Here is a 20760-nt window from a genome sequence, read left to right on the forward strand (position 1 = left end):
ACTTAATACACTTGTGAGAAACGAAATATTGCTTAAATACTGTTAAATAAGGGTTTTTATATAATTTGTTAAGATAGTTAAGAAGTATTTAAATTTATATTTTTTAAATGAATATTGTAAATTACAAATACTTCTTACTATCAATTATCCATTATCATTCTCAACTAAACATTTGTATTTGATAATAGAGAAGATTTATTTTTTGAAAATGAAGAAGTAAAACATAAGCAAGGAACGTTTATATATAGTGTAGGAGATAAGAAATTGATGGTAAGCACTTGGTACGATTGTTAGATTCTCATCTTAATAAGCATAAAGGCCAGGAATCTACGCTATCCTGACCTTGATATATAATTAATCTACTACCTCGACTGTAACATTACCAACTTTCTCATATTTAGCAGTGTAAGTGCCTTTTTCTAAATGTAATGGAGAGATAAATGTGCCTGAAGAAATGAATTGTCCTTTTTCTAATTTTTTGCCATGAGCATGCAGTTTTTTGTTTAACCATTTTACTGATTCAATAGGATTACCTAATACTTCACTTGAATGACCTTTTTCAATTTGCTTCTCATCTTTAAATAATTCTAAATTAATGTCTGCAAATTCTTTATATTCTAAAGGTGTAACGCGTTCCCCAACGACAATTAATCCTGTAGCAGTATTGTCTGAAATTAAATCGCCTAATGTGAAATTAGGGAACCAATCTTTATAACGTGCATCTGGGACTTCAATTCCTGCTGCGATTTTTACACTCTCTAAGATAGTTTGATTAGTAGCATCTTCAGGTAAATCAGCAGTTAGTTCGAAAATAATTTCTGGTTCTAATAATGGATCAAAAAGGTTTGATAAAGATACTGTGGCGTTACTTTCAACAACCTGAGTAGATAAGATTGTACCGTAAGCAGGCTCGTGCGTATTAGCTATAGCTTGGGTAGCAGCACTAGTCATACTCACTTTATAACCTTTCACAGTAGCTTTTTCATGTTTTTCAAGTTGTTCAATTAAATCAACTTGAGTTTTATATGCTTCTTCTTCACTAATGTCATGTGTTTTACTGACAAATTCAATAGGTTTCTTAGAAATAAAAGCTTTGTATAGGGCGTTTAAAATTTCTTTGTTAGCTTGAGGCATAATATCTCTCCTTAAATATCTGAAAATTATTACTATTATGATAACTTTAAAAATACAAGCATGCAAATTTTTTATTAAAGAGAGAAAGGTGGCTTTCAAGACAAACACAAGCATAACTTGTTACGATATATTCAGTAGATGATAAGGAGTGAATAAAATGTCAAATCATGTTTATGATTTAACTAAAAAACACCATTCAGTAAGAAAATTTAAAGATAAACCTTTAAGTGAAGATATAGTAAAAAAACTAGTCGAAGCTGGACAAAATGCTTCTACATCTAGTTATTTACAAACATATTCAATTATTGGTATTGATGATCCTCAAATTAAAGAACAATTAAAAGAAGTTTCAGGTCAATCTCATGTAGTAAACAATGGCTACTTATTTGTTTTTGTTTTAGACTATTATCGCCATAGTTTAATTAATGAAAAAGTTGATTATAATATGGAAACATCTTTTGAATCAGCAGAAGGATTATTAGTAGGAGCAATTGACGTTGCTCTTGTTTCTGAAAATATTGCTTTAACAGCTGAAGATATGGGATACGGTATTGTCTATTTAGGTTCTTTACGTAATGACGTTGGCCGTGTTCGTGAAATTTTAGACTTACCAGAGTATGCTTTTCCTTTATTTGGAATGGCAGTAGGTGAGCCTGCCGATGATGAAAATGGGGCGCCAAAACCACGTCTACCATTTGAACATGTCTTTCACAAGAATGTTTATAACAGTAATCAAAAACAACAAAATGAAGAATTAAACCAATATGATGAAACAGTTAGCAACTATTATAAAGAACGTACAAACGGTGAACGTTCTGAAACTTGGTCACAACAAGTGGCAGGATTTTTAAGTGGAAAAACACGTTTAGACATGTTGGAACAATTAAATAAAGCAGGTTTAATGAAACGATAAGGCTATTATAAATAAAGAAGCGTAGCTCAATCATTCTAATATATTAATCATACTAGAATGTTGGCTACGCTTTTTAATACCTATTAATTATTGAGTAGATAAGTCTCCATAATGATTTGAATTAAATTTCTCTTTATCGAGGTTACCAGTTAATTTAGCTGTACCAGTACCTGCTAGTATCGAATCATTAACGTTCAGAGCAGTTCGTCCCATATCAATAATTGGTTCAATTGAAATAAGTACACCGGCTAAAGCGACTGGAAGGTTAAGCGTTGATAGTACAAGAATAGATGCAAATGTTGCACCGCCACCTACACCAGCTACACCAAATGAACTAATTACTACTACACCAATAAGAGTCAAAATAAATGGTAAATCTACATCAACTTTAGCTACTGGCGCTACCATGATAGCTAACATAGCTGGATAAATTCCTGCACAACCATTTTGGCCAATTGATAAACCAAATGAGGCAGAGAAGTTAGCAATACCATCTGGTACACCTAAACGTTGTGTTTGTGTTTGGATGTTTAATGGTAGTGCACCTGCGCTTGATCTTGATGTGAAAGCGAAGATAAGCACTTCAAACGTCTTTTTAACATAGCGAACAGGATTTATTCCCATAATTGTTAAAATAATTAAATGAATAATATACATTGTTATTAAAGCAGCATATGAAGCAATCATAAATTTACCTAATGTCCAAATCGCTGCAAAATCACTTGTAGCAATAGTTGAAGCCATAATCGCTATAATACCATATGGAGTTAAGCGTAAAACAAAAGTAACGATTGACATTACTAATGAATAAATAGCATCAATACCACGTTTTAACAAGCTACCATTTTCAGGTTGTTTGCGTGCTACACGTAAATATGCAAAACCTACAAATATCGCAAATATTACTACCGCAATTGTAGAAGTAGTTCGTTGACCAGTGAAGTCTAAGAACGGATTGCTTGGTAATAATTCTAAGATTTGTTGAGGTAAAGTGTTAGCTGTTATATCTTTAGCTTTACTGCTGATTTCACTTCCGCGAGCATTTTCAGCGCTACCTAAATCAATACTTGATGCATCTAAACCAAATACAATGGCATAAAAAATTCCTACTATAGCCGCGATAGCTACAGTACCAATTAAGAACATAAAAATATAAGAACCAATTTTAGCGAATTTATCCCCAATTTGTATCTTACTAAATGCAGAAACGATTGAAATAAATATTAAAGGCATAACAATCATTTGTAATAAAGCAACATAACCGTCGCCTACAATACTGAACCAATCCGTTGTTGTTTCAAGTACTTTTGAATTAACACCATAAATTAAATGTAAAGCAATACCAAACACAATTCCTAAGCCTAAAGCTGTAAATACACGTTTAGGGAAGGAAACATGTTTTTTTGCCATAAAGAATAAGCCAATAAGAAAGGCAATCATTATGACAATGTTAATAACTGTAAAAAAAGTCCCCATAAAGCGAATCTCCTTTGATGTAATTTAATTCCGATTTACTTAATAAGGATAGTATTGTTTTAATATTATTTCAATAGCTTATAATAAAAAATAAAATTATATTTATTAAAAATGTAGTTCGAATAAAATTTTAATACCTAAATTTTTATTTTCGAAAAGAAAAAACCACAGTCCTTATAGACTATGGTTTGAATTAAACTATATATTAAAGATTAAATAATCTAGCTAGAAAACCTTTTTTCTCTGTTGAAGATCTATTCATTGAAGCTGTATTTTTAATCGCTTCTTGGTTATTATCGTTAATCTCTTTAACTAAATCATTTTTAGTGTATTCAGATTGCTCTTTTTGAGCATTTTGAATAGCTTCTTGAGACGTTTGAATCGCTTGTAAAGATTGATTATTAGCTTCAAGTTTATTAGTAATTTGACTTTGAAGTTCTTTTAATTCATTTTGTTGTTGGTGGACTTGACTAATCATTTGCCCAAGCATTTGACGTTCTTCACGCATTTTTTGAATTTCATTACGTAAGTCGTCTACTAATTGAGCCACGCTATTATCAGCAGGTAATTGTTCATTGTCTTCTTTAACGATGACTTGTAAAAAATCTTTTTCTTTTTCTAATTCTTCAAACGCTAAATCATAACTATTAGTTTGTTTAACTTTCTCCGCGATATCCTGGAATAATTCGATATCTTCTTCTTTAAAATCAGTGGCTTCACGACCACGATATTCTGTCTTGCTAAGTTGATAACCACGTTCTTCTAAATGTTGCACAATTTTACGGACTTGTTTTTCACTTAGGTCGACACGTTGAGCGAATTCTTTAGTTAACATAGCTGAAAGTCCTTTCGTTTCTATATTTATTTACACTGACGTCGGTCTTCGGTCAGTGACGCGTCAGTCTAACCTTGCTATTTAGTTTAACCCTTTATATCGCTCATTTCAAGTGTTCTTATAGAGGCAAGCGTAAATTCATACGTTCTAAGAGGGGATAAATAATATCTCTCGAAATGCCATTTGCAAAGACGTACTTAAGAATGTAATTTGATTTAACACTTGCTGGGTAAATATCCTTCGTTAATTCAATATTTGATTTAATAAATAAATCAACTTCAAATGGAGAAGTTTCATGCGAATAGTTAGGATGTAAGTATTCGATTTCGCTTTGCTTTTCAAAACCATTAGTTAAAAGCGAATGCACACGTTTTTCTAATAACGCTTCATTCTGATCATTATTATCTATTTCTTTAGGGACTTCGACCATTATAAAATTAATATCTCTGGAATGAACTTTATTAGAAAGTTTATTTAATTGAATTTCGATTTCTTGAAGCGTTTCTGAAATTATTTCATCGTGACTAGCATTATTTATAGCTAGTAAGTGAATTAAGAATGCCGAGTTCGTTGTCGCTTCATAATGGGCAGTCGTTATGCTAACTACTTCTTCCTCATCCAAGCCTACAATGAAAGCATAATCATTTTCAGTTTTATTGTTTTGCAAAGATTTTTTTACTATTGAGCTATCTTCGTAAAAATCAATATCGAGTTGCTTATTGTAAAAATCTACTGCCTTGTTAAAATAGTCGTCGTTAAAAGATTGGATAGTATGAAATTTCATAATGTCACCCCCCACAATTTTTTGTTTTAGTATAGCACATTTGTAAAGTAGGCTATCATTAAGAAAAACGTAAATATTAATGACAATTAAAAAAACACCGCAAAACAGACTTAAATATAAGCTCATTTTACGGTGATAAATAATTAAGTTTTTAGGTTATCTTATGATTTTGGACCTTTAGATTCATTTGCATAATGAGTAATATCAACTTCTTCATAAGCAGAGTTATTTTCTTCTACTTCATCATGAGAACTGTTATCTTTATTAGCAACAATTAAAATTCTGTCATTAAGTACTTCTTTTTTGTACTTTTCTAATTGATCGTCAGATAATTTATAGCGAGTTAAAACTGTTTCTTCCCCGTCTTCGCCTGTAAGTAATCTAGACATACGGTCGCTAAACGAACCACTTGTAGCCATTAGTGTAATTTGAGAATCATGTAAGTCGTCTAAATGTAATTTAGTTTTACTTACAACAGTTAATTCATTTTCTGAATAGCCTTCAGCTTTCTTCTTATCAATAACGTTATAAATTTCATCTTGATTATCTACTACTGTAATATCTGGCATATTCTTCGCCCTCCAATTTCGTCCTACTTTTAATAAAAATATACCCTAATGAATGTTTATAAAACTAATCTACAATAATTATATAATTAAATGAGAATAGTTTACAAATATAGGTAGACATCATTCAATGAAACGCTTACATCTACAAATGCTATCATATTAGGCTTTATCTCTTTTTCAAATATTGAAAAGAACGCAAAAATTTGCTATTATCAATAATAATTTATATCGCTCATATAATCTAAAGAATATGGCTTTAGGAGTTTCTACCATGTTGCCGCAAACGACATGACTATGAGTACAGTACAATATAATTCAAGGAAAGACGTTTTTAAATGGTCACCTAGAAATACTACATATAGCATTGTTTAACTTTGGAAGCAGGTATATAGCTACAGCTTTTCTATGAGATTGAACAAATTATATTTTAAAGTGGTTTTAGAGTGATACATTTAAACTAATCGCTATTTAAGTGTTTATCCTACGATGTATTGCCTGTTCACTCATAGATCCTGAAACTTTTCAAAGTTTTAGGATTTTTTTGTATATATTTTGAGGAGGTTTTAAAGTGGAATCGCTTAGACAGAAAGTCAAAGAGGATGGCGTCGTAATTGATGAAAAGATATTAAAAGTTGATGGTTTTCTTAATCATCAAATTGATGCAAAGTTAATGTATGAAGTTGGTAAAACTTTTTACGATCAATTTAAAGATAAAGGTATTACTAAAATTTTAACGATTGAAGCGTCAGGTATCGCGCCAGCAATTATGGCTTCACTACATTTTGACGTGCCTTGTTTATTTGCTAAAAAAGCAAAACCAAGCACATTGAAAGATGGATTTTATAGTACGGATATTCACTCATTTACTAAGAATAAAACGAGTACGGTTATCGTATCTGAAGAATTTTTAGGTGAAAATGATAAAGTCTTAATTATCGATGACTTTTTAGCTAATGGAGATGCATCTTTAGGTTTATATGATATTGCACAACAAGCCAAAGCTGAAACAGTAGGTGTTGGTATTGTTGTTGAAAAGAGTTTCCAAGATGGACGACAAAGATTAGAAGAAGCAGGTTTAACAGTTTCTTCATTATGTAAAGTAGCTTCTCTTAAAGGAAACAAAGTTACTTTACTAGGTGACGATGAATGAAAAATTTTATTTTAAGCCTTCAACATTTATTAGCAATGTATGCAGGGGCGATTCTAGTACCTATTATTGTAGGGACTAGTCTTAAATTTACACCTGAAGAAATTGCTTACTTAGTAACTGTAGATATTTTTATGTGTGGGGTCGCTACTTTTTTACAAGCGAATAAAGTTACTGGAACAGGTTTACCTATTGTTCTAGGTTGTACTTTTACAGCGGTAGCACCAATGATATTAATCGGACAAACTAAAGGGTTAGACGTCCTTTATGGTTCGCTATTTTTATCTGGTATTTTAGTAGTGATTATTGCACCTTTCTTTTCATATTTAGTTAAATTTTTCCCTCCTGTCGTAACAGGAAGTGTTGTTACAATTATAGGTATCAATTTAATGCCTGTAGCCATGAATTATTTAGCTGGAGGACAAGGTGCGAAAGATTACGGCAATCCTAAGAATTTAATTTTAGGTGGCGTAACATTAGTCGTCATTCTTTTATTACAACGATTTACGACTGGCTTTTTAAAATCTATCGCTATCCTTATTGGCTTAGTGATAGGAACGATTTTAGCTAGTGTGTTTGGGTTAGTAGATATTAATCAAGTAGGTCAAGCGCATTGGTTCGGTATTCCTCGACCATTCCGTTTTTCAGGATTTGGATTTGATGTAGGAGCGACATTAGTGTTCACTATTGTGGCTATTGTCAGCTTGATAGAATCAACTGGGGTTTATCATGCGTTAAGTGAGATTACTGGCAGACAACTTGAACGCAAAGATTTCCGCAAGGGTTACACTGCGGAAGGTCTAGCGATTATTTTAGGATCGATTTTTAACTCGTTCCCTTATACTGCTTATTCTCAAAATGTAGGCTTAGTATCTTTATCGGGTGCTAAGAAAAATAACATTATTTATGGCATGGTTGTTTTACTCCTAATTTGTGGTTGCATACCTAAATTAGGTGCCTTAGCTAATATCATTCCTTTACCTGTATTAGGTGGCGCAATGATTGCTATGTTTGGCATGGTAATGGCTTATGGTGTGAGTATCTTAGGCCATATCGATTTTAAAAATCAAAATAATTTATTAATTATTGCCGTATCTGTTGGTTTAGGAACGGGTATAAGTGCAGTACCTCAAGCCTTTAAAGCATTAGGTGAACAATTTGCTTGGCTAACTCAAAACGGTATTGTATTAGGGGCAATTTCTGCAATCATTCTTAATTTCTTTTTTAACGGTATAAAATATAAACAAAACGAAGAAAATGTGAAATAATAGGACTAACTATACAAAAAATGGAGGCTGTATTACAAATGTGGGAAAATAAGTTTGCTAAAGAATCATTAACTTTTGATGATGTTTTATTAATTCCAGCTGCGTCAGACGTATTACCAAGCGATGTTGATTTAAGTGTTGAATTATCAGATAGAATCAAATTAAATATTCCAGTGATTTCAGCTGGGATGGATACAGTAACTGAATCTAAAATGGCGATTGCTATGGCTCGTCAAGGCGGATTAGGTGTTATTCATAAAAATATGGGCATTGAAGAGCAAGCTGATGAAGTACAAAAAGTTAAACGTTCAGAAAATGGCGTTATTACGAACCCATTCTTCTTAACTCCAGAAGAAAGTGTTTATGAAGCAGAAGCATTAATGGGTAAATATCGTATTTCAGGTGTACCTATCGTGAGTGATAAAGAATCAAGAAAACTTGTTGGTATCATTACGAATCGTGATTTACGTTTTATTGAAGACTTTTCAATCAAAATTTCTGATGTTATGACAAAAGAAAATTTAATTACAGCTCCAGTTGGCACAACATTAGATGAAGCAGAAGCGATTCTACAAGAACATAAAATTGAAAAATTACCTTTAGTTGAAAATGGCCGTTTAGAAGGCTTAATTACAATTAAAGATATTGAAAAAGTACTTGAATTCCCTCATGCAGCAAAAGATGCACATGGACGTTTATTAGCTGCAGCGGCTATCGGTACGTCTAAAGATACTGAAGTTCGTGCGCAAAAATTAGTTGAAGCAGGTGTAGATGCTTTAATTATTGATACAGCACATGGTCATTCTAAAGGCGTAATCGAACAAGTTAAGAAAATGAAAGAAAAATATCCTGAAATTACAATTGTGGCAGGTAACGTTGCTACTGCTGAAGCGACACGCGCATTATTTGAAGCGGGCGCTGACGTAGTTAAAGTAGGTATCGGGCCTGGTTCAATTTGTACAACACGTGTAGTAGCAGGTGTAGGTGTGCCTCAAATTACAGCTGTATATGATTGTGCGACTGAAGCACGTAAACACGGTAAAGCTATTATTGCTGATGGTGGTATTAAATTCTCTGGCGATATTATCAAAGCATTAGCAGCTGGCGGACATGCGGTAATGTTAGGTAGTCTTTTAGCTGGTACTGAAGAAAGCCCAGGTGCGACTGAAGTATTCCAAGGTAGACAATATAAAGTTTATCGTGGTATGGGTTCTTTAGGTGCTATGGAAAAAGGTTCAAACGACCGTTACTTCCAAGAAGACAAATCTCCTAGAAAATTTGTTCCTGAAGGTATCGAAGGACGTACTGCTTATAAAGGCCCATTACAAGATACGGTTTATCAACTTATGGGTGGCGTAAGAGCTGGTATGGGTTACACTGGCTCACCAGACTTAAAAACATTACGTGAAGAAGCACAATTCACACGTATGGGCCCTGCTGGTTTAGCAGAAAGTCATCCACACAACGTACAAATTACTAAAGAATCACCTAACTATTCATTCTAGTTTAGAGTGAAATTGCTAGGTAGTCTTGTGAGATAAAATTAAGAGAACGCTTTTCAATTCTCATGCGTCTGTAAAATAGGTTGTTCATTTTCAAAAAATAACTTAAAAAGTGCGCGTGGGGGAAAGCGTTTCTCTATTATTTACATAAAATCAATTAAAAGGAGCTTCACAATTATGGAAATGGCTAAAGAGCAGGAGTTGATTCTTGTCTTAGACTTCGGTAGTCAATATAACCAACTTATTACGCGTCGTATTCGTGAAATGGGCGTTTACAGTGAGTTGCATGATCATGAGATTTCTATCGAAGAAATTAAGCGCATGAATCCTAAAGGTATTATCCTTTCAGGCGGACCTAATTCGGTTTATGAGGAAGGGTCATTTACAATTGATCCTGAAATTTATAATCTAGGTATTCCGGTGCTAGGTATTTGTTACGGTATGCAATTGACGACTAAACTTTTAGGCGGAAAAGTAGAACGCGCAAACGCACGTGAATACGGTAAAGCAACTATTAATGCTAAATCTGACGAGTTGTTCTTCGGTTTACCAGATGAACAAACGGTGTGGATGAGTCACTCTGACAAAGTTATCGAAATTCCAGAAGGTTTCGAAGTGATTGCAGATAGTCCAAGTACGAATTATGCTGCTATTGAAGATAAAGAACGTCGTATTTATGGCGTGCAATTCCATCCAGAAGTACGTCACACTGAATATGGTAATGACTTATTAAGAAACTTCGTGCGTCGTGTATGTGAATGTACTGGCGAATGGTCAATGGAGAACTTTATTGAAATTGAAGTTGAAAAGATTCGTGAACGTGTTGGCGACCGTAAAGTGTTATGCGCAATGAGTGGTGGCGTAGATTCATCTGTAGTTGCTGTGTTATTACATAAAGCAATTGGCGACCAACTTACATGTATCTTTGTAGATCATGGTTTACTTCGTAAAGGCGAAGGGGACATGGTTATGAAGCAATTTGGTGAAGGCTTCGATATGAATATCATTCGTGTGAATGCTAAAGACCGTTTTATGAATAAATTAAAAGGTGTTTCTGATCCTGAACAAAAACGTAAAATTATCGGTAATGAGTTTGTGTATGTGTTCGATGATGAAGCGGCTAAATTAACGGATGTCGACTTCTTAGCACAAGGTACGCTTTATACTGACGTCATCGAATCAGGTACTAAAACAGCTCAAACGATTAAATCTCACCATAATGTTGGTGGTTTACCAGAAGATATGGAATTTGAATTAATCGAACCAATTAATACGTTATTCAAAGATGAAGTACGTGAATTAGGTATCGAACTTGGCATTCCTGAACATTTAGTATGGAGACAACCATTCCCAGGTCCTGGTTTAGGTATTCGTGTGTTAGGCGAAATTACTGAAGATAAATTAGAAATCGTGCGTGAATCAGATGCGATTTTACGTGAAGTTATCCGTGAAGAAGGTCTTGAAAGAGAGATTTGGCAATACTTCACAGTTTTACCAGGTATTCAATCAGTAGGTGTTATGGGTGATTACCGTACGTATGATTACACAATTGGTATTCGTGCAGTAACATCAATTGATGGTATGACAAGTGACTTTGCGCGTATCGATTGGGAAGTCTTACAAAAGATTTCTAGTCGTATCGTAAATGAAGTAGACCACGTTAACCGCGTTGTCTATGACATTACTTCTAAGCCACCTAGTACAATTGAGTGGGAATAAAAGGTAAGAATAATGAAACCCTCTAACCGTTGTTGTTAGAGGGTTATTTTTGTAGTTTGTAAATTAGAATAAGGAAAAAATTAGGACATTAAATATTTAATTTTATTATAAAAATTTTTGAGACAATAATTAATATATTGTGTTACAATATTATTAAAAAATAAAAGGAATGAAAAATATGAAATTTAGATATTTAGTAGTACCTAGTTTAGCGATCACTTTATTATTAACTGGATGTGGTCATAATGATAGTGATAATAGTAAAGATTCAAAAAATAAACAAGAAGTAAAAAAGAAAGAGAAATCAAAGAAATCAGGTAAGGATTCAAAAGATAAAAATACTAATATCGAAGAAGCTTCAAGCAATGCTAATAATCAGCAAGAGATTCAGACTGAAACCAACACAAACCCACAAAATAATAATATATCAAATAGTAACTCTAATAATGAGAATATTAACAGTAAAGAATATCAAGACTATCTAAATGCTAAACAAAGTCAATACGCGTTAACTCATTTAACACCTGAACAAAAAGCAAGTGGAGCTGGCGGAGGCGGAGCTGCATGGAATTATGCAGATGAAGATGAGAGTTTTGCTGATTGGAAATCTAGAACTGATAGAGAAAAAGCTGAGGCAGGATATTAATAAACATAATATTATGTTATATAAATTAAAGCTTATGATTGAATAGGGATAAAAAATAAGAATAATGAACCCCTCTAATCTTTATAATTAGAGGGGTTCATTTAGGGGTCATTTAGGTTTTATTCAGTCGTAGGCTTGGTCCATTTCATTAGAAGTTCTTTGTTGTCTAGGGTATCGATATTAGTATCGATTGTAATGAAACCGAGTTTTTCGTAAAAATGGATGGCTTTCTTATTTTCGGCGAAGACTTTTAAAGTTAATTCTTCATATCTTGTCATTAAATGATGCATTAACGCTGTGCCTATGCCTTCATTTCTACATCCTGTTTTAACAAATAAACCTTTAATGTAATTACCTTCTAATCCGCAAAAGGCTACAATGAGGTTGTTTTTCTTATAAACATATATATTGGCTCTTTTTACTGACTTCAACATATTGCTATAGTTATCAATCCAATAACGGCTATTTATAAAAGCGTGAGAGTCTATATTTGCGTTAAGCCAAATATTAGCTAATACTTTCAGGGTTTTTCGATTTTTCTTTTCTAAATGTTCTATCAATATTAACACCTACTTCATAATATGTATGAAATTTCGAACGTATGTATATGCGATCAATGATTCACTATATAAATACCCTTTTTCATAGGTGAATAAATAGAACATACATGAATTAATAAAAATAATTGCAGGCTATAAAAAACGCTTCAATTAATCATTAATAAAATTAAATAAGTAAAAATGGTGAAGTAAATATTACTAGTAAAACGATATTGAAAACTAACAATATGGCATTAAGTAGGATGTGCATACTTAACAATAAGCATAATGTATTTGAAATAAGTGTTAGGAAAATAATTAAGGCTCCTGGCCAATACCAAAAATTGAAAATAGTTTGATTATATAAATTGGTGAAAAGCGTAGTATAAACAATAAATCCGCTTAAAATAGTCATTAATACGGAAATAAGAGTGAAGTGTTTGAAGTTTTGCATATAGATGTCCTTTCTGTGATGGTGTTAAGTTACATTTTATGATATAACTTTTCTCTATAATGATGTTGGTCTATTGCAATAATGTGTTACAAGGTATATTATCATTGAGAGTGGTTAGATTTACAACCTTTAACCAAAGGTTAAGCATCATTTATGTTGAATTAAGCACTTATTTTCAAACAAGATTTAAGAGGCTTCACAGAATTGTTACATGCACACACTCAAAAATGTGTTATTTTATAGATAACTAAAAAATTCATTTTATCCACCAACGTTTAATCGAGCTATTCCTCGGTTAAACGTTTTTTATTTAGTAATAAAAAATATAAATTATGACTATAAAGAATGAAGTTTATATTTATTAAAAAAGAATTGAGTAGCTGAATAATAAATATAATTAACCTTGTTAATCTATTTTAGGAGGTTTATTAAATTATACGAAAGTAAGCTACTAAAGCATTTTAATGTAAATTTTTATATAAATACGCCGTATTTTGGCGAGTCTCTTTACGAATATATATTGAACATAAATGCTATGCACTTATATAAGAAATTCTAAAGATGAACTACGAATGTTGTTGCGCGACTCTTGGCGGAAAAGAAAGAGTCTCAAGACTACAGGCTTGAGCCTTTCCCGCAAGAAAGCGTCGCAACAAAAATGAGTAAATGTTTATCTGAGAATTTCTATAGAATAGTAGAAGCTAAAGTTGTCCTTAAGAAAGCGAGTCAATAATACGAAGTATTGTAAACAAAGAAGCCAGTAAATGAACTTATAAGTTCATTTACCGGCTATTATCTAAGAATTATATCCTAGACTCTTTAATAGACTCTATGTGCGTTATGTAGGACTTATTTTTTAGTTAAGTCGATGATGAATTTAACAAGTTCAATAATACCAGAAATGATTCCCATTTTGAGTACCTCCTTATTAAATGTTAAATACAGTATAATGTGCGTTTCTGAATAAATGGACATTAATCCCTAAGTCGCGGAAAGCGCTTCATAACCGACCATTTTCTGATAACTTACGACAGTGATTCATGCCTAAGTGTAAAACTTTTAAAAATTAAGGTTTACATTGTACTACATCACCCGTTTATTCCAAAACCTTAATGTTACTTGCACTATCTATGATAAATGTTTGACATTTAGTTATTATTTTCATATATTGTAGTTATTACGCGAATTTTTTTACATAAGTCTTTATCAAGCAATTATGCAAGGAAGTTTCATATTAAAATACATCCATTGTTTAATTGAAGGGTAAGAAATATGTAATAAAAATTTTATCGACAAACCAAATAAAAGACTGAAATTCAATAATAGTTAATACTAGCCAGTCTTATATACATAATTAAAAGGTAGCTTATAAAAAACATTTATAATATATTCAAATGAGTTCTAAAGAAGCCTGCGATAGTTAGTTGAAACCTTAAACGATAGGAACAAAACTAGTCTGTTGCAGGCATTTTCGTATATTATTTTAAATACTAATTTAGTTTGAAAGATGGAGGAACAGCAATGTTAAGTTCAAGTTTATTACTGACACTATTTTTTATAACGCTTGTCATTGCAGTGCTAAGCGGACTGATTTTTTTAATTCCGTCGGTCCCTGTACAATACATACGTTTACATTTAATTTTACTCTTACTACCTGTCATCGTAGGAGTGATTGGTTTAATTACAATTCATAATAGAGAAGTTGTAGGCATTTTTGCATTAGACAAACTCGCTTGGTTAGTCGGTGCTTTCGTATTAGCCTTAGGATTTATCATTCAAAAGTTCTCAATGCGTTATTTACTAGGAGATCGTAACTATCGTAAATATTTCACGCTCTATACCTTTACGACAGTGTTTGCATCAATTGGTTGGTTAAGTAATGATTTACGATTAATGACATTGTGTTGGGGACTGACATTATTTTGCTTAACACAATTAATTCGGTTAAACCGCTCATGGAAGGTTCCTGCAGAAGCAGCCAAAGTCTCTGCACGTTCATTTATTATCGGTTGGCTCGCTTTATTATTAGCAGTCATCTTACTATATGTAGGAACTGGCGATTGGACGATTGATCCAACGCAAAATTACGATTACGCAATGGGTTATGGCATGAAACTATTAGTAGATTTATTGCTTGTGCTTGCCGTTATTATCCCAGCAGCACAATATCCATTCCAAAGCTGGTTAATTGAATCAGTAGTAGCACCAACACCTGTTTCTGCCATTATGCACGCAGGTATCGTGAACGCTGGAGGCATTATTTTAACTCGTTTTTCACCAGTATTCGATAACCATATTGCGTTAACAGTACTGTTAATTATCTCAAGCATTTCTGTCTTAATAGGCTCAGGCATTAGCTTGGTTCACGTAGACTATAAACGTCAACTCGTAGGTTCTACGATGAGTCAAATGGGCTTCATGCTTGTGCAATGTACGCTAGGTGTGTATTCCGCTGCGATTATTCACTTAATTTTACACGGCGTATTTAAAGCAACCTTATTCTTACAATCAGGTTCAATTGTGAAACGTTTTAATATTCCTACACCGCCTAACGTTAAGCGCTCATACGCTTGGACAGTGTTAGGACGAGCACTTGCGATTATCATTGCAGTCATCTTTTTCATGACAAGTAAGCATAACGCTTATACATTAATCAGTGCTTTCATCTTAGCTTGGTCATTATCTGTATCTTGGAACCAAATGGTAGCGTTAAATAGAGGCGTTATGGGCCGCATTATCGGTATCGCTATGCTTGTTATCGTAGCATTCGTTTACGTCATCACACATCAAGTATTCGTTGATATCTTAAATAATGTTTACATGGTGCCATCTCATCCACCATTATTCAGTGCTATTCTTTGCATCGCAATTTTAGTATTAGGTAGTGTCTTCAGTATTTGGGTCGCACGCCGTCGTACATCAACTGCTTTTGCCAAAGTATATTTATGGCTCATCAAGATCGGTGAAGCCAAATTTAAATCAGTTGAAAGCCATCCTAACTACTTGAAGAAATATTTATAAGAGGTGAAACCTGACATGACAATTACCAAACACAATATAGATGAAACAGTTAAATCCGCCCGTCGTGTAATAACGCCACTTTCACCTATCTCAATTTTTGCAGCACGCAATCCTTGGGAAGAAATGGAACACCAAACCTTCGACCAAGTAGCACAGTGGTTTAAACACGTACGAGATATTGATTTATACCCTAGCCACGCCTCTGTGATGACTGCTTTGGAAAAGGGCGAGATAGACCAAAATCTCGTTGAAGAAGAAGTCAAACAGGCCGTGCGTACATACGAGACGACAATACCTCAACCACATATCGACATCTATTGCAAGAATGCCATGCGCATACAAGATGTACCGCAAGATTTAATCACGAAAGAAGCATACTTAAAATTAGAAGTATCAAAGCTTAAAGGCGTATTTGAGAATGAACCTTTCAAATATGCGCGTTCTAAAAGTGCCAATGCCTTTAATGCCAAAGGCGAATCACTTATGGACGAACTGAATACGCACATTATCAAGTGGTCCAAACTTTATCTTGATAATTTCCAATCAAGTTGGACAATGCCTAAACGTGAAGAAGGGTTCTATGTTGCCTGGTTACACTTAGCACAACATGATCCTATGTTGACGAAAACACAGCGTAAAATGGTTAAAACCTTACCTCATGATTATAGAGAAGCACTAGTGATGGCGTTAAATCATTTGGATATCGCAGAAGATGAACGCGAATTCTATTTAACAGGACATTTCCTATCATTACCTGGATGGGCGGGCATGATGTATTATCGCGCAGAACAAAATGAACATGAAGAAGATTTACTCACTCAATATCTTGCGATTCGTTTAACGATGGAATGTATCTTCTTAGATACTGAAAAAATGAGTCGCCCGGCAGTCTTAAATGTGGAAAGACGTATTAAAGAATTAGTAAGTAAATGGTTGTACTATGGTGAAATGTCTATTGACGAATGGGCAGCTATGTCGATTGAAGACCAAATTGCACATTTAAGATTTGCACATGATTTTAACCCGCTTTATTTTAAAAAATTATGGCTCGAAGCATGGGAAGAAACACATGAGCGTGAATTAGTAGATAGTATTTATGATAAATCGACGAAACAAGATACACCACAAACGCAAGTGCAACTAGCATTCTGTATTGATGTGCGTTCTGAACCATTTCGTCGTCACTTAGAAAGTGAAGGACCATTTGAAACAATCGGCATCGCAGGGTTCTTTGGCTTACCGATTCGTAAAGAAGTATTGGATGAACAATTTAGTCATAATTCATTGCCAGTCATGGTGCCGCCTGCATACACAATTAAAGAATATGCAGATCGCCATGCTTTAAATACGTATAATCAACAACAACATTCAGTAACATCGATGTTTTACACATTTAAATTGATGAAACATAATGTGCTACCAAGTTTACTTTTACCAGAATTGAGTGGCCCATTCTTAAGTTTAAATACGTTAGCAAGTACGCTTATACCAAAGAGTACGCGCAACTTTGTCCGTAATTTTACAAAGAATTGGTTGAAGAAACCAGAAGCTAAATTAACAATCAATCGTGAACATGAAGTATATAGCGATTTACCAATTGGTTTCACTGAAGAAGAACAAGTCGCTTTCACGAAACAAGCGTTACAGCTCATGGATTTAACAACTGATTTCGCGCCGCTTGTCGTCTTAGGTGGACATGGCAGTGAATCGAACAATAACCCATATCACGCTTCATTAGAATGCGGTGCTTGTGGCGGGGCATCAAGCGGCTTTAACGCTAAATTACTTGCGATGATGTGTAACTTACCTCATGTGCGTCAAAGCTTGAAAGCGGAAGGCATTACTATTCCTGAAGAAACGGTATTTATTGCAGCAGAACATAAAACGTCTGTAGATGAATTAGAATATATTTATATGCCAGAGTTAACAACATCAGCTCAAAAAGCATTTGATATGTTAGAAGAAGCGATGCCACGCGTAAGTTATAAAGCCAATACTGAACGTTTAGCTAACTTACCTGGCTTAGATCAAGGCAAAGTGAAAGATCCAGTTGGGGAAGCGCATCGTTATGCGAGTGACTGGAGTGAAATTCGCCCAGAATGGGGTCTTGCGCGCAATGCAGAATTTATTATTGGTCAACGTAGTATCACAGAAGGTACCAATTTAGAAGGTCGTGCATTTTTACATAATTACGATTGGAAAAAGGATGCAGACGGTCAGATTCTGAATACGATTATTTCTGGACCAGCGTTAGTTGCGCAATGGATTAATTTACAATATTATGCTTCAACGGTAGCGCCTCATTTCTACGGAAGTGGGAATAAAGCGACACAATCTGTAACGTCGGGCGTTGGCGTCATGCAAGGTAATTCAAGTGACTTATTAGCAGGATTACCATGGCAATCGGTGATGGCTGCAGATAATAAGATTTATCACTCTCCGATTCGTTTATTAGTGGTTATTCAAGCACCTGATAGTTATATTGAAGCGTTACTTGAGAATAATATTAAATTTAAGCAGAAAGTAGATCATCGTTGGGTGCGCCTAGCAAGTATCGATGAAGATGGTAGTTGGAAAGACTGGTAGGGAGTTCGGTTTTTCCTGAAAAAGTGATAAAATAAGGTTAATCAATCAATAGGAGAGTTAGGATTAACCATGGCTAAATCTAAAGGTACGTATGAAGCGGAAATTAGTAAAGCAATCACTCAGTGGGAAAAGGACTTTCTTGGACGAGGTTCGCTTTCAGTTAAAACAGATATTTTAAGAGATATGATCATCGTCAATTTACAAGGTGTCTTAACTCCAGCAGAATACCGTGTTTGTGAAACACAAGAAGGTTTACTCAATATTAAGCGTACACGTTCTGAACTTGTTGAATCCGGACAAGATGATTTAATGCAATTAATATTAGATATTACAGGCGTGAGCGTAAATAGCTTTCATAGTGACTTAAGTACAATCACAGGAGAACGCGTTATTGTCTTTAAATTAGACGATAATTTAGAAAAAACACTTCAAAAATAAACAATAATAAAAAGCGTGAACAGGCTAGGAATCTTTCGAAATGAGATTGATTTCTAGCCTGTTCTTTGTTTGTTTTATAAGCTAAATAGAACGAATTAGTGTACAATTTACACAAAGGAGATATATGAAATTAGGAACTGGTGAAAGTGGTATGAAACAAAAGAGAGAATTTACATCTGCGATAACGGTACCTATGTTCATGATTGGGTTAATTATTTTTATATTTTTAGCGATTAATGTGAGCATGAATGCATTGTTTGTTCAAAATATTGACTTAGGCTCACTACATTGGCTAACTGAACAATTTGGAGCACCTCAAAGACATTTTGGAGGCAATCTTTGGCAGGACTTTATGACTTTTTGCGCTGAAATTGGCGAAGTGAAATCGATCATGTACATAACTGCATTTTTAGCGCTTATTTTATTATTTAAAAATTATAAAGTGTCGATATGGCTCATATTGAGTATCTATACAGGAACGTTAATGAACTATTTAATTAAGCAACTTATAGAAAGACCACGTCCATATAATCATTTAATGCGTGATCATGGCTATTCGTTTCCAAGTGGACACTCAAATGCGAGTACCTTATTAGCTTTAGCGTTGCTTATCGTTATCATACCTATGATTAAAGTTATGGCAATAAGAATCATAAGCAGTGCGCTTACTATCATAATATGGATAGGTGTTTTAGGTTGTCGACTTTATTTCCATGCGCATTATATTACGGATGTCGTGGGCGGTCTGTCGTTAGGTGTACTATGGATAGCGTTGTTTTTAATGGTTGTTCCATTGTTTTATCTTAATTTTCCAAGAGCTAAAAGAAAAGCTGTTCAACGTCGTTAAATAAAGGAGAGATAACAATGACAAATGAACGTACATTAGTATTAGGCGGAGGCGGTATTACGGGTATCGCTTGGGAAGCTGGTGTGTTAGCAGGATTAATAGATAATGGTATCAAATTGAATGAAGCGGATAAGATAATAGGTACGTCAGCTGGCTCATTTGTAGGAGCTGTGCTGGCGAATGGTTATGATATGAAAGATTATTATTATGAATTAGATGAGCGACGTGATGAGAATGATCGCGCTTCTATGTCGTCTGATATTTATCGTTTATGGCAAAATGCCTTTATCGTAGGACGCGATGATGCTGAGAAAGTCGGACAAATGATGGGCGATATTGTGTATACGCGTCCGTCTAAAGTAGATTTAAATGAGCGTAAACAAGCGATTCGCCAACGTTTAGGTGATGTTGAGTGGAAAGATAATTTAGAAATTACTGCAATTAATGCTAAAACGGGAGTAACTGGTACATTTAATTCACAAAGTGGTGTGACGCTTGAAGAAGCGGTCACAGCGAGTGGGGCTGTCCCTGGTATTTGGCCACATATCCGTTTAAATGAGAGTGACTGGATTGATGGCGGCATGGTTTCACCTACCAATGCGATGCTAGCGGAAGGGGCTAAGTCGATTATTATTCTAGCGCCGTTAGCTGATGGCTTAGGAATGATGCCAAGTGCGTTTGATGATGCTGAAAAGTTAAGCAAGCACAGCAATGTCTTAGTGATAAGTCCTGATAGTGATAGCCAAGCAGAAATTGGAGATAACATTTATAATCCAAACAATATCTTGAATATTGGCAATGCTGGTTATAAACAAGGGCAAGCACTGGCTCAAAAGATTCGAGATAATTATAAGGAATGGATACACTAACAAATTTTTAGAT

Annotated in this window: 17 protein-coding genes, 1 pseudogene and 1 riboswitch; of the genes and pseudogenes, 11 read left to right on the forward strand and 7 right to left on the reverse strand. The window is 34.1% G+C overall.

The genetic code is table 11. The annotated features are described in order from the left end of the window. Positions 1-354 precede the first annotated feature (354 nt). On the reverse strand, positions 355-1134 hold the full coding sequence (locus CD127_RS00005) for a 2-keto-4-pentenoate hydratase (RefSeq protein ID WP_103365302.1): 780 nt from the start codon (positions 1132-1134) through the stop codon (positions 355-357). A gap of 157 nt (positions 1135-1291) precedes the next feature. Here CD127_RS00005 and CD127_RS00010 point away from each other — a divergent pair, with 157 nt between their 5' ends. Further along, a complete protein-coding gene (locus tag CD127_RS00010) occupies positions 1292-2047 on the forward strand; it encodes an NADPH-dependent oxidoreductase (protein WP_103365303.1) in 756 nt (251 codons plus the stop codon). Positions 2048-2134: 87 nt separating this feature from the next. Here CD127_RS00010 and CD127_RS00015 read toward each other — a convergent pair whose 3' ends face one another. The 4 genes and pseudogenes from CD127_RS00015 to CD127_RS00030 form a co-directional block, all read right to left on the reverse strand. Next, positions 2135-3523 carry an L-cystine transporter gene (locus tag CD127_RS00015; RefSeq protein WP_103365304.1) on the reverse strand — a complete coding sequence of 463 codons (1389 nt, stop codon included), beginning with the start codon at positions 3521-3523 and terminating at the stop codon, positions 2135-2137. Between the two features lie 346 nt (positions 3524-3869). Beyond that, positions 3870-4358: pseudogene (locus tag CD127_RS00020) on the reverse strand (DNA-binding protein); the annotation flags it as partial. Positions 4359-4476: 118 nt separating this feature from the next. Continuing rightward, a complete protein-coding gene (locus tag CD127_RS00025) occupies positions 4477-5142 on the reverse strand; it encodes a hypothetical protein (protein WP_103365306.1) in 666 nt (221 codons plus the stop codon). Positions 5143-5303: 161 nt separating this feature from the next. Beyond that, positions 5304-5711: a general stress protein gene (locus tag CD127_RS00030; RefSeq protein WP_103365307.1), complete on the reverse strand. Its 408-nt coding sequence runs from the start codon at positions 5709-5711 to the stop codon at positions 5304-5306. 212 nt (positions 5712-5923) lie between these two features. Continuing rightward, a riboswitch (purine riboswitch) is annotated at positions 5924-6026 on the forward strand. Between the two features lie 253 nt (positions 6027-6279). On the opposite strand from CD127_RS00030, the gene xpt reads away from it, so the two are divergent. The 5 genes from xpt (at position 6280) to CD127_RS00055 (ending at position 11993) form a co-directional block, all read left to right on the forward strand. After that, positions 6280-6861, forward strand: a complete 582-nt coding sequence (gene xpt / locus CD127_RS00035) for a xanthine phosphoribosyltransferase (protein ID WP_103365308.1) — start codon at positions 6280-6282, stop codon at positions 6859-6861. Continuing rightward, a complete protein-coding gene (gene pbuX / locus CD127_RS00040; protein WP_103297765.1) occupies positions 6858-8126 on the forward strand; it encodes a xanthine permease PbuX in 1269 nt (422 codons plus the stop codon). The genes xpt and pbuX overlap by 4 nt, the downstream gene beginning before the upstream one ends. Positions 8127-8164: 38 nt before the next feature. Then, on the forward strand, positions 8165-9631 hold the full coding sequence (gene guaB, locus CD127_RS00045) for an IMP dehydrogenase (protein ID WP_103297764.1): 1467 nt from the start codon (positions 8165-8167) through the stop codon (positions 9629-9631). Between the two features lie 174 nt (positions 9632-9805). After that, positions 9806-11347, forward strand: a complete 1542-nt coding sequence (gene guaA, locus CD127_RS00050; RefSeq protein ID WP_103297763.1) for a glutamine-hydrolyzing GMP synthase — start codon at positions 9806-9808, stop codon at positions 11345-11347. 178 nt (positions 11348-11525) lie between these two features. Further along, positions 11526-11993 carry a hypothetical protein gene (locus CD127_RS00055; RefSeq protein ID WP_103365309.1) on the forward strand — a complete coding sequence of 156 codons (468 nt, stop codon included), beginning with the start codon at positions 11526-11528 and terminating at the stop codon, positions 11991-11993. 119 nt (positions 11994-12112) lie between these two features. Here the strand turns inward: CD127_RS00055 and CD127_RS00060 are convergent, their stop codons facing one another. Beyond that, positions 12113-12553, reverse strand: a complete 441-nt coding sequence (locus CD127_RS00060; RefSeq protein WP_103365310.1) for a GNAT family N-acetyltransferase — start codon at positions 12551-12553, stop codon at positions 12113-12115. Positions 12554-13835: 1282 nt separating this feature from the next. Continuing rightward, positions 13836-13961, reverse strand: coding sequence for an alpha family phenol-soluble modulin (locus CD127_RS12960; protein ID WP_103365312.1), 126 nt, complete (start codon positions 13959-13961; stop codon positions 13836-13838). A gap of 546 nt (positions 13962-14507) precedes the next feature. Between CD127_RS12960 and CD127_RS00075 the strand changes: the two genes are divergently transcribed. From CD127_RS00075 to CD127_RS00095, 5 genes are all read left to right on the forward strand, one after another. After that, the gene (locus CD127_RS00075) at positions 14508-16007 is read left to right on the forward strand and encodes an NADH dehydrogenase subunit 5 (RefSeq protein ID WP_103365313.1); all 1500 of its coding nucleotides are present in this window, start codon (positions 14508-14510) and stop codon (positions 16005-16007) included. A gap of 15 nt (positions 16008-16022) precedes the next feature. Then, positions 16023-18593, forward strand: a complete 2571-nt coding sequence (locus tag CD127_RS00080; protein ID WP_103365314.1) for a DUF2309 domain-containing protein — start codon at positions 16023-16025, stop codon at positions 18591-18593. Positions 18594-18662: 69 nt separating this feature from the next. Beyond that, complete coding sequence (locus tag CD127_RS00085; RefSeq protein ID WP_103297757.1) at positions 18663-19031, forward strand: Na-translocating system protein MpsC family protein; 369 nt, start codon at positions 18663-18665, stop codon at positions 19029-19031. 124 nt (positions 19032-19155) lie between these two features. After that, entirely contained in the window at positions 19156-19878 is a 723-nt protein-coding gene (locus CD127_RS00090; protein WP_235851315.1) for a phosphatase PAP2 family protein, read from the forward strand. A 17-nt stretch (positions 19879-19895) separates the two neighbouring features. After that, positions 19896-20747 (forward strand): patatin-like phospholipase family protein, encoded by an 852-nt coding sequence (locus CD127_RS00095; protein WP_174694745.1) that lies wholly within the window; start codon positions 19896-19898, stop codon positions 20745-20747. Positions 20748-20760: the final 13 nt, after the last annotated feature.

The organism is Staphylococcus petrasii (assembly GCF_002902565.1).
In the GTDB taxonomy this organism is placed as follows: Bacteria; Bacillota; Bacilli; order Staphylococcales; family Staphylococcaceae; genus Staphylococcus; species Staphylococcus petrasii.

Bases quoted from the DNA above. Each gene is read 5' to 3' on its own strand.
- CD127_RS00005 (WP_103365302.1), bottom strand. From the start codon at position 1,134: ATGCCTCAAGCTAACAAAGAAATTTTAAACGCCCTATACAAAGCTTTT.
- CD127_RS00010 (WP_103365303.1), top strand. From the start codon at position 1,292: ATGTCAAATCATGTTTATGATTTAACTAAAAAACACCATTCAGTAAGA.
- CD127_RS00015 (WP_103365304.1), bottom strand. From the start codon at position 3,523: ATGGGGACTTTTTTTACAGTTATTAACATTGTCATAATGATTGCCTTT.
- CD127_RS00025 (WP_103365306.1), bottom strand. From the start codon at position 5,142: ATGAAATTTCATACTATCCAATCTTTTAACGACGACTATTTTAACAAG.
- CD127_RS00030 (WP_103365307.1), bottom strand. From the start codon at position 5,711: ATGCCAGATATTACAGTAGTAGATAATCAAGATGAAATTTATAACGTT.
- pbuX (WP_103297765.1), top strand. From the start codon at position 6,858: ATGAAAAATTTTATTTTAAGCCTTCAACATTTATTAGCAATGTATGCA.
- guaB (WP_103297764.1), top strand. From the start codon at position 8,165: ATGTGGGAAAATAAGTTTGCTAAAGAATCATTAACTTTTGATGATGTT.
- guaA (WP_103297763.1), top strand. From the start codon at position 9,806: ATGGAAATGGCTAAAGAGCAGGAGTTGATTCTTGTCTTAGACTTCGGT.
- CD127_RS00055 (WP_103365309.1), top strand. From the start codon at position 11,526: ATGAAATTTAGATATTTAGTAGTACCTAGTTTAGCGATCACTTTATTA.
- CD127_RS12960 (WP_103365312.1), bottom strand. From the start codon at position 13,961: ATGTCCATTTATTCAGAAACGCACATTATACTGTATTTAACATTTAAT.
- CD127_RS00075 (WP_103365313.1), top strand. From the start codon at position 14,508: ATGTTAAGTTCAAGTTTATTACTGACACTATTTTTTATAACGCTTGTC.
- CD127_RS00080 (WP_103365314.1), top strand. From the start codon at position 16,023: ATGACAATTACCAAACACAATATAGATGAAACAGTTAAATCCGCCCGT.
- CD127_RS00085 (WP_103297757.1), top strand. From the start codon at position 18,663: ATGGCTAAATCTAAAGGTACGTATGAAGCGGAAATTAGTAAAGCAATC.
- CD127_RS00090 (WP_235851315.1), top strand. From the start codon at position 19,156: ATGAAATTAGGAACTGGTGAAAGTGGTATGAAACAAAAGAGAGAATTT.
- CD127_RS00095 (WP_174694745.1), top strand. From the start codon at position 19,896: ATGACAAATGAACGTACATTAGTATTAGGCGGAGGCGGTATTACGGGT.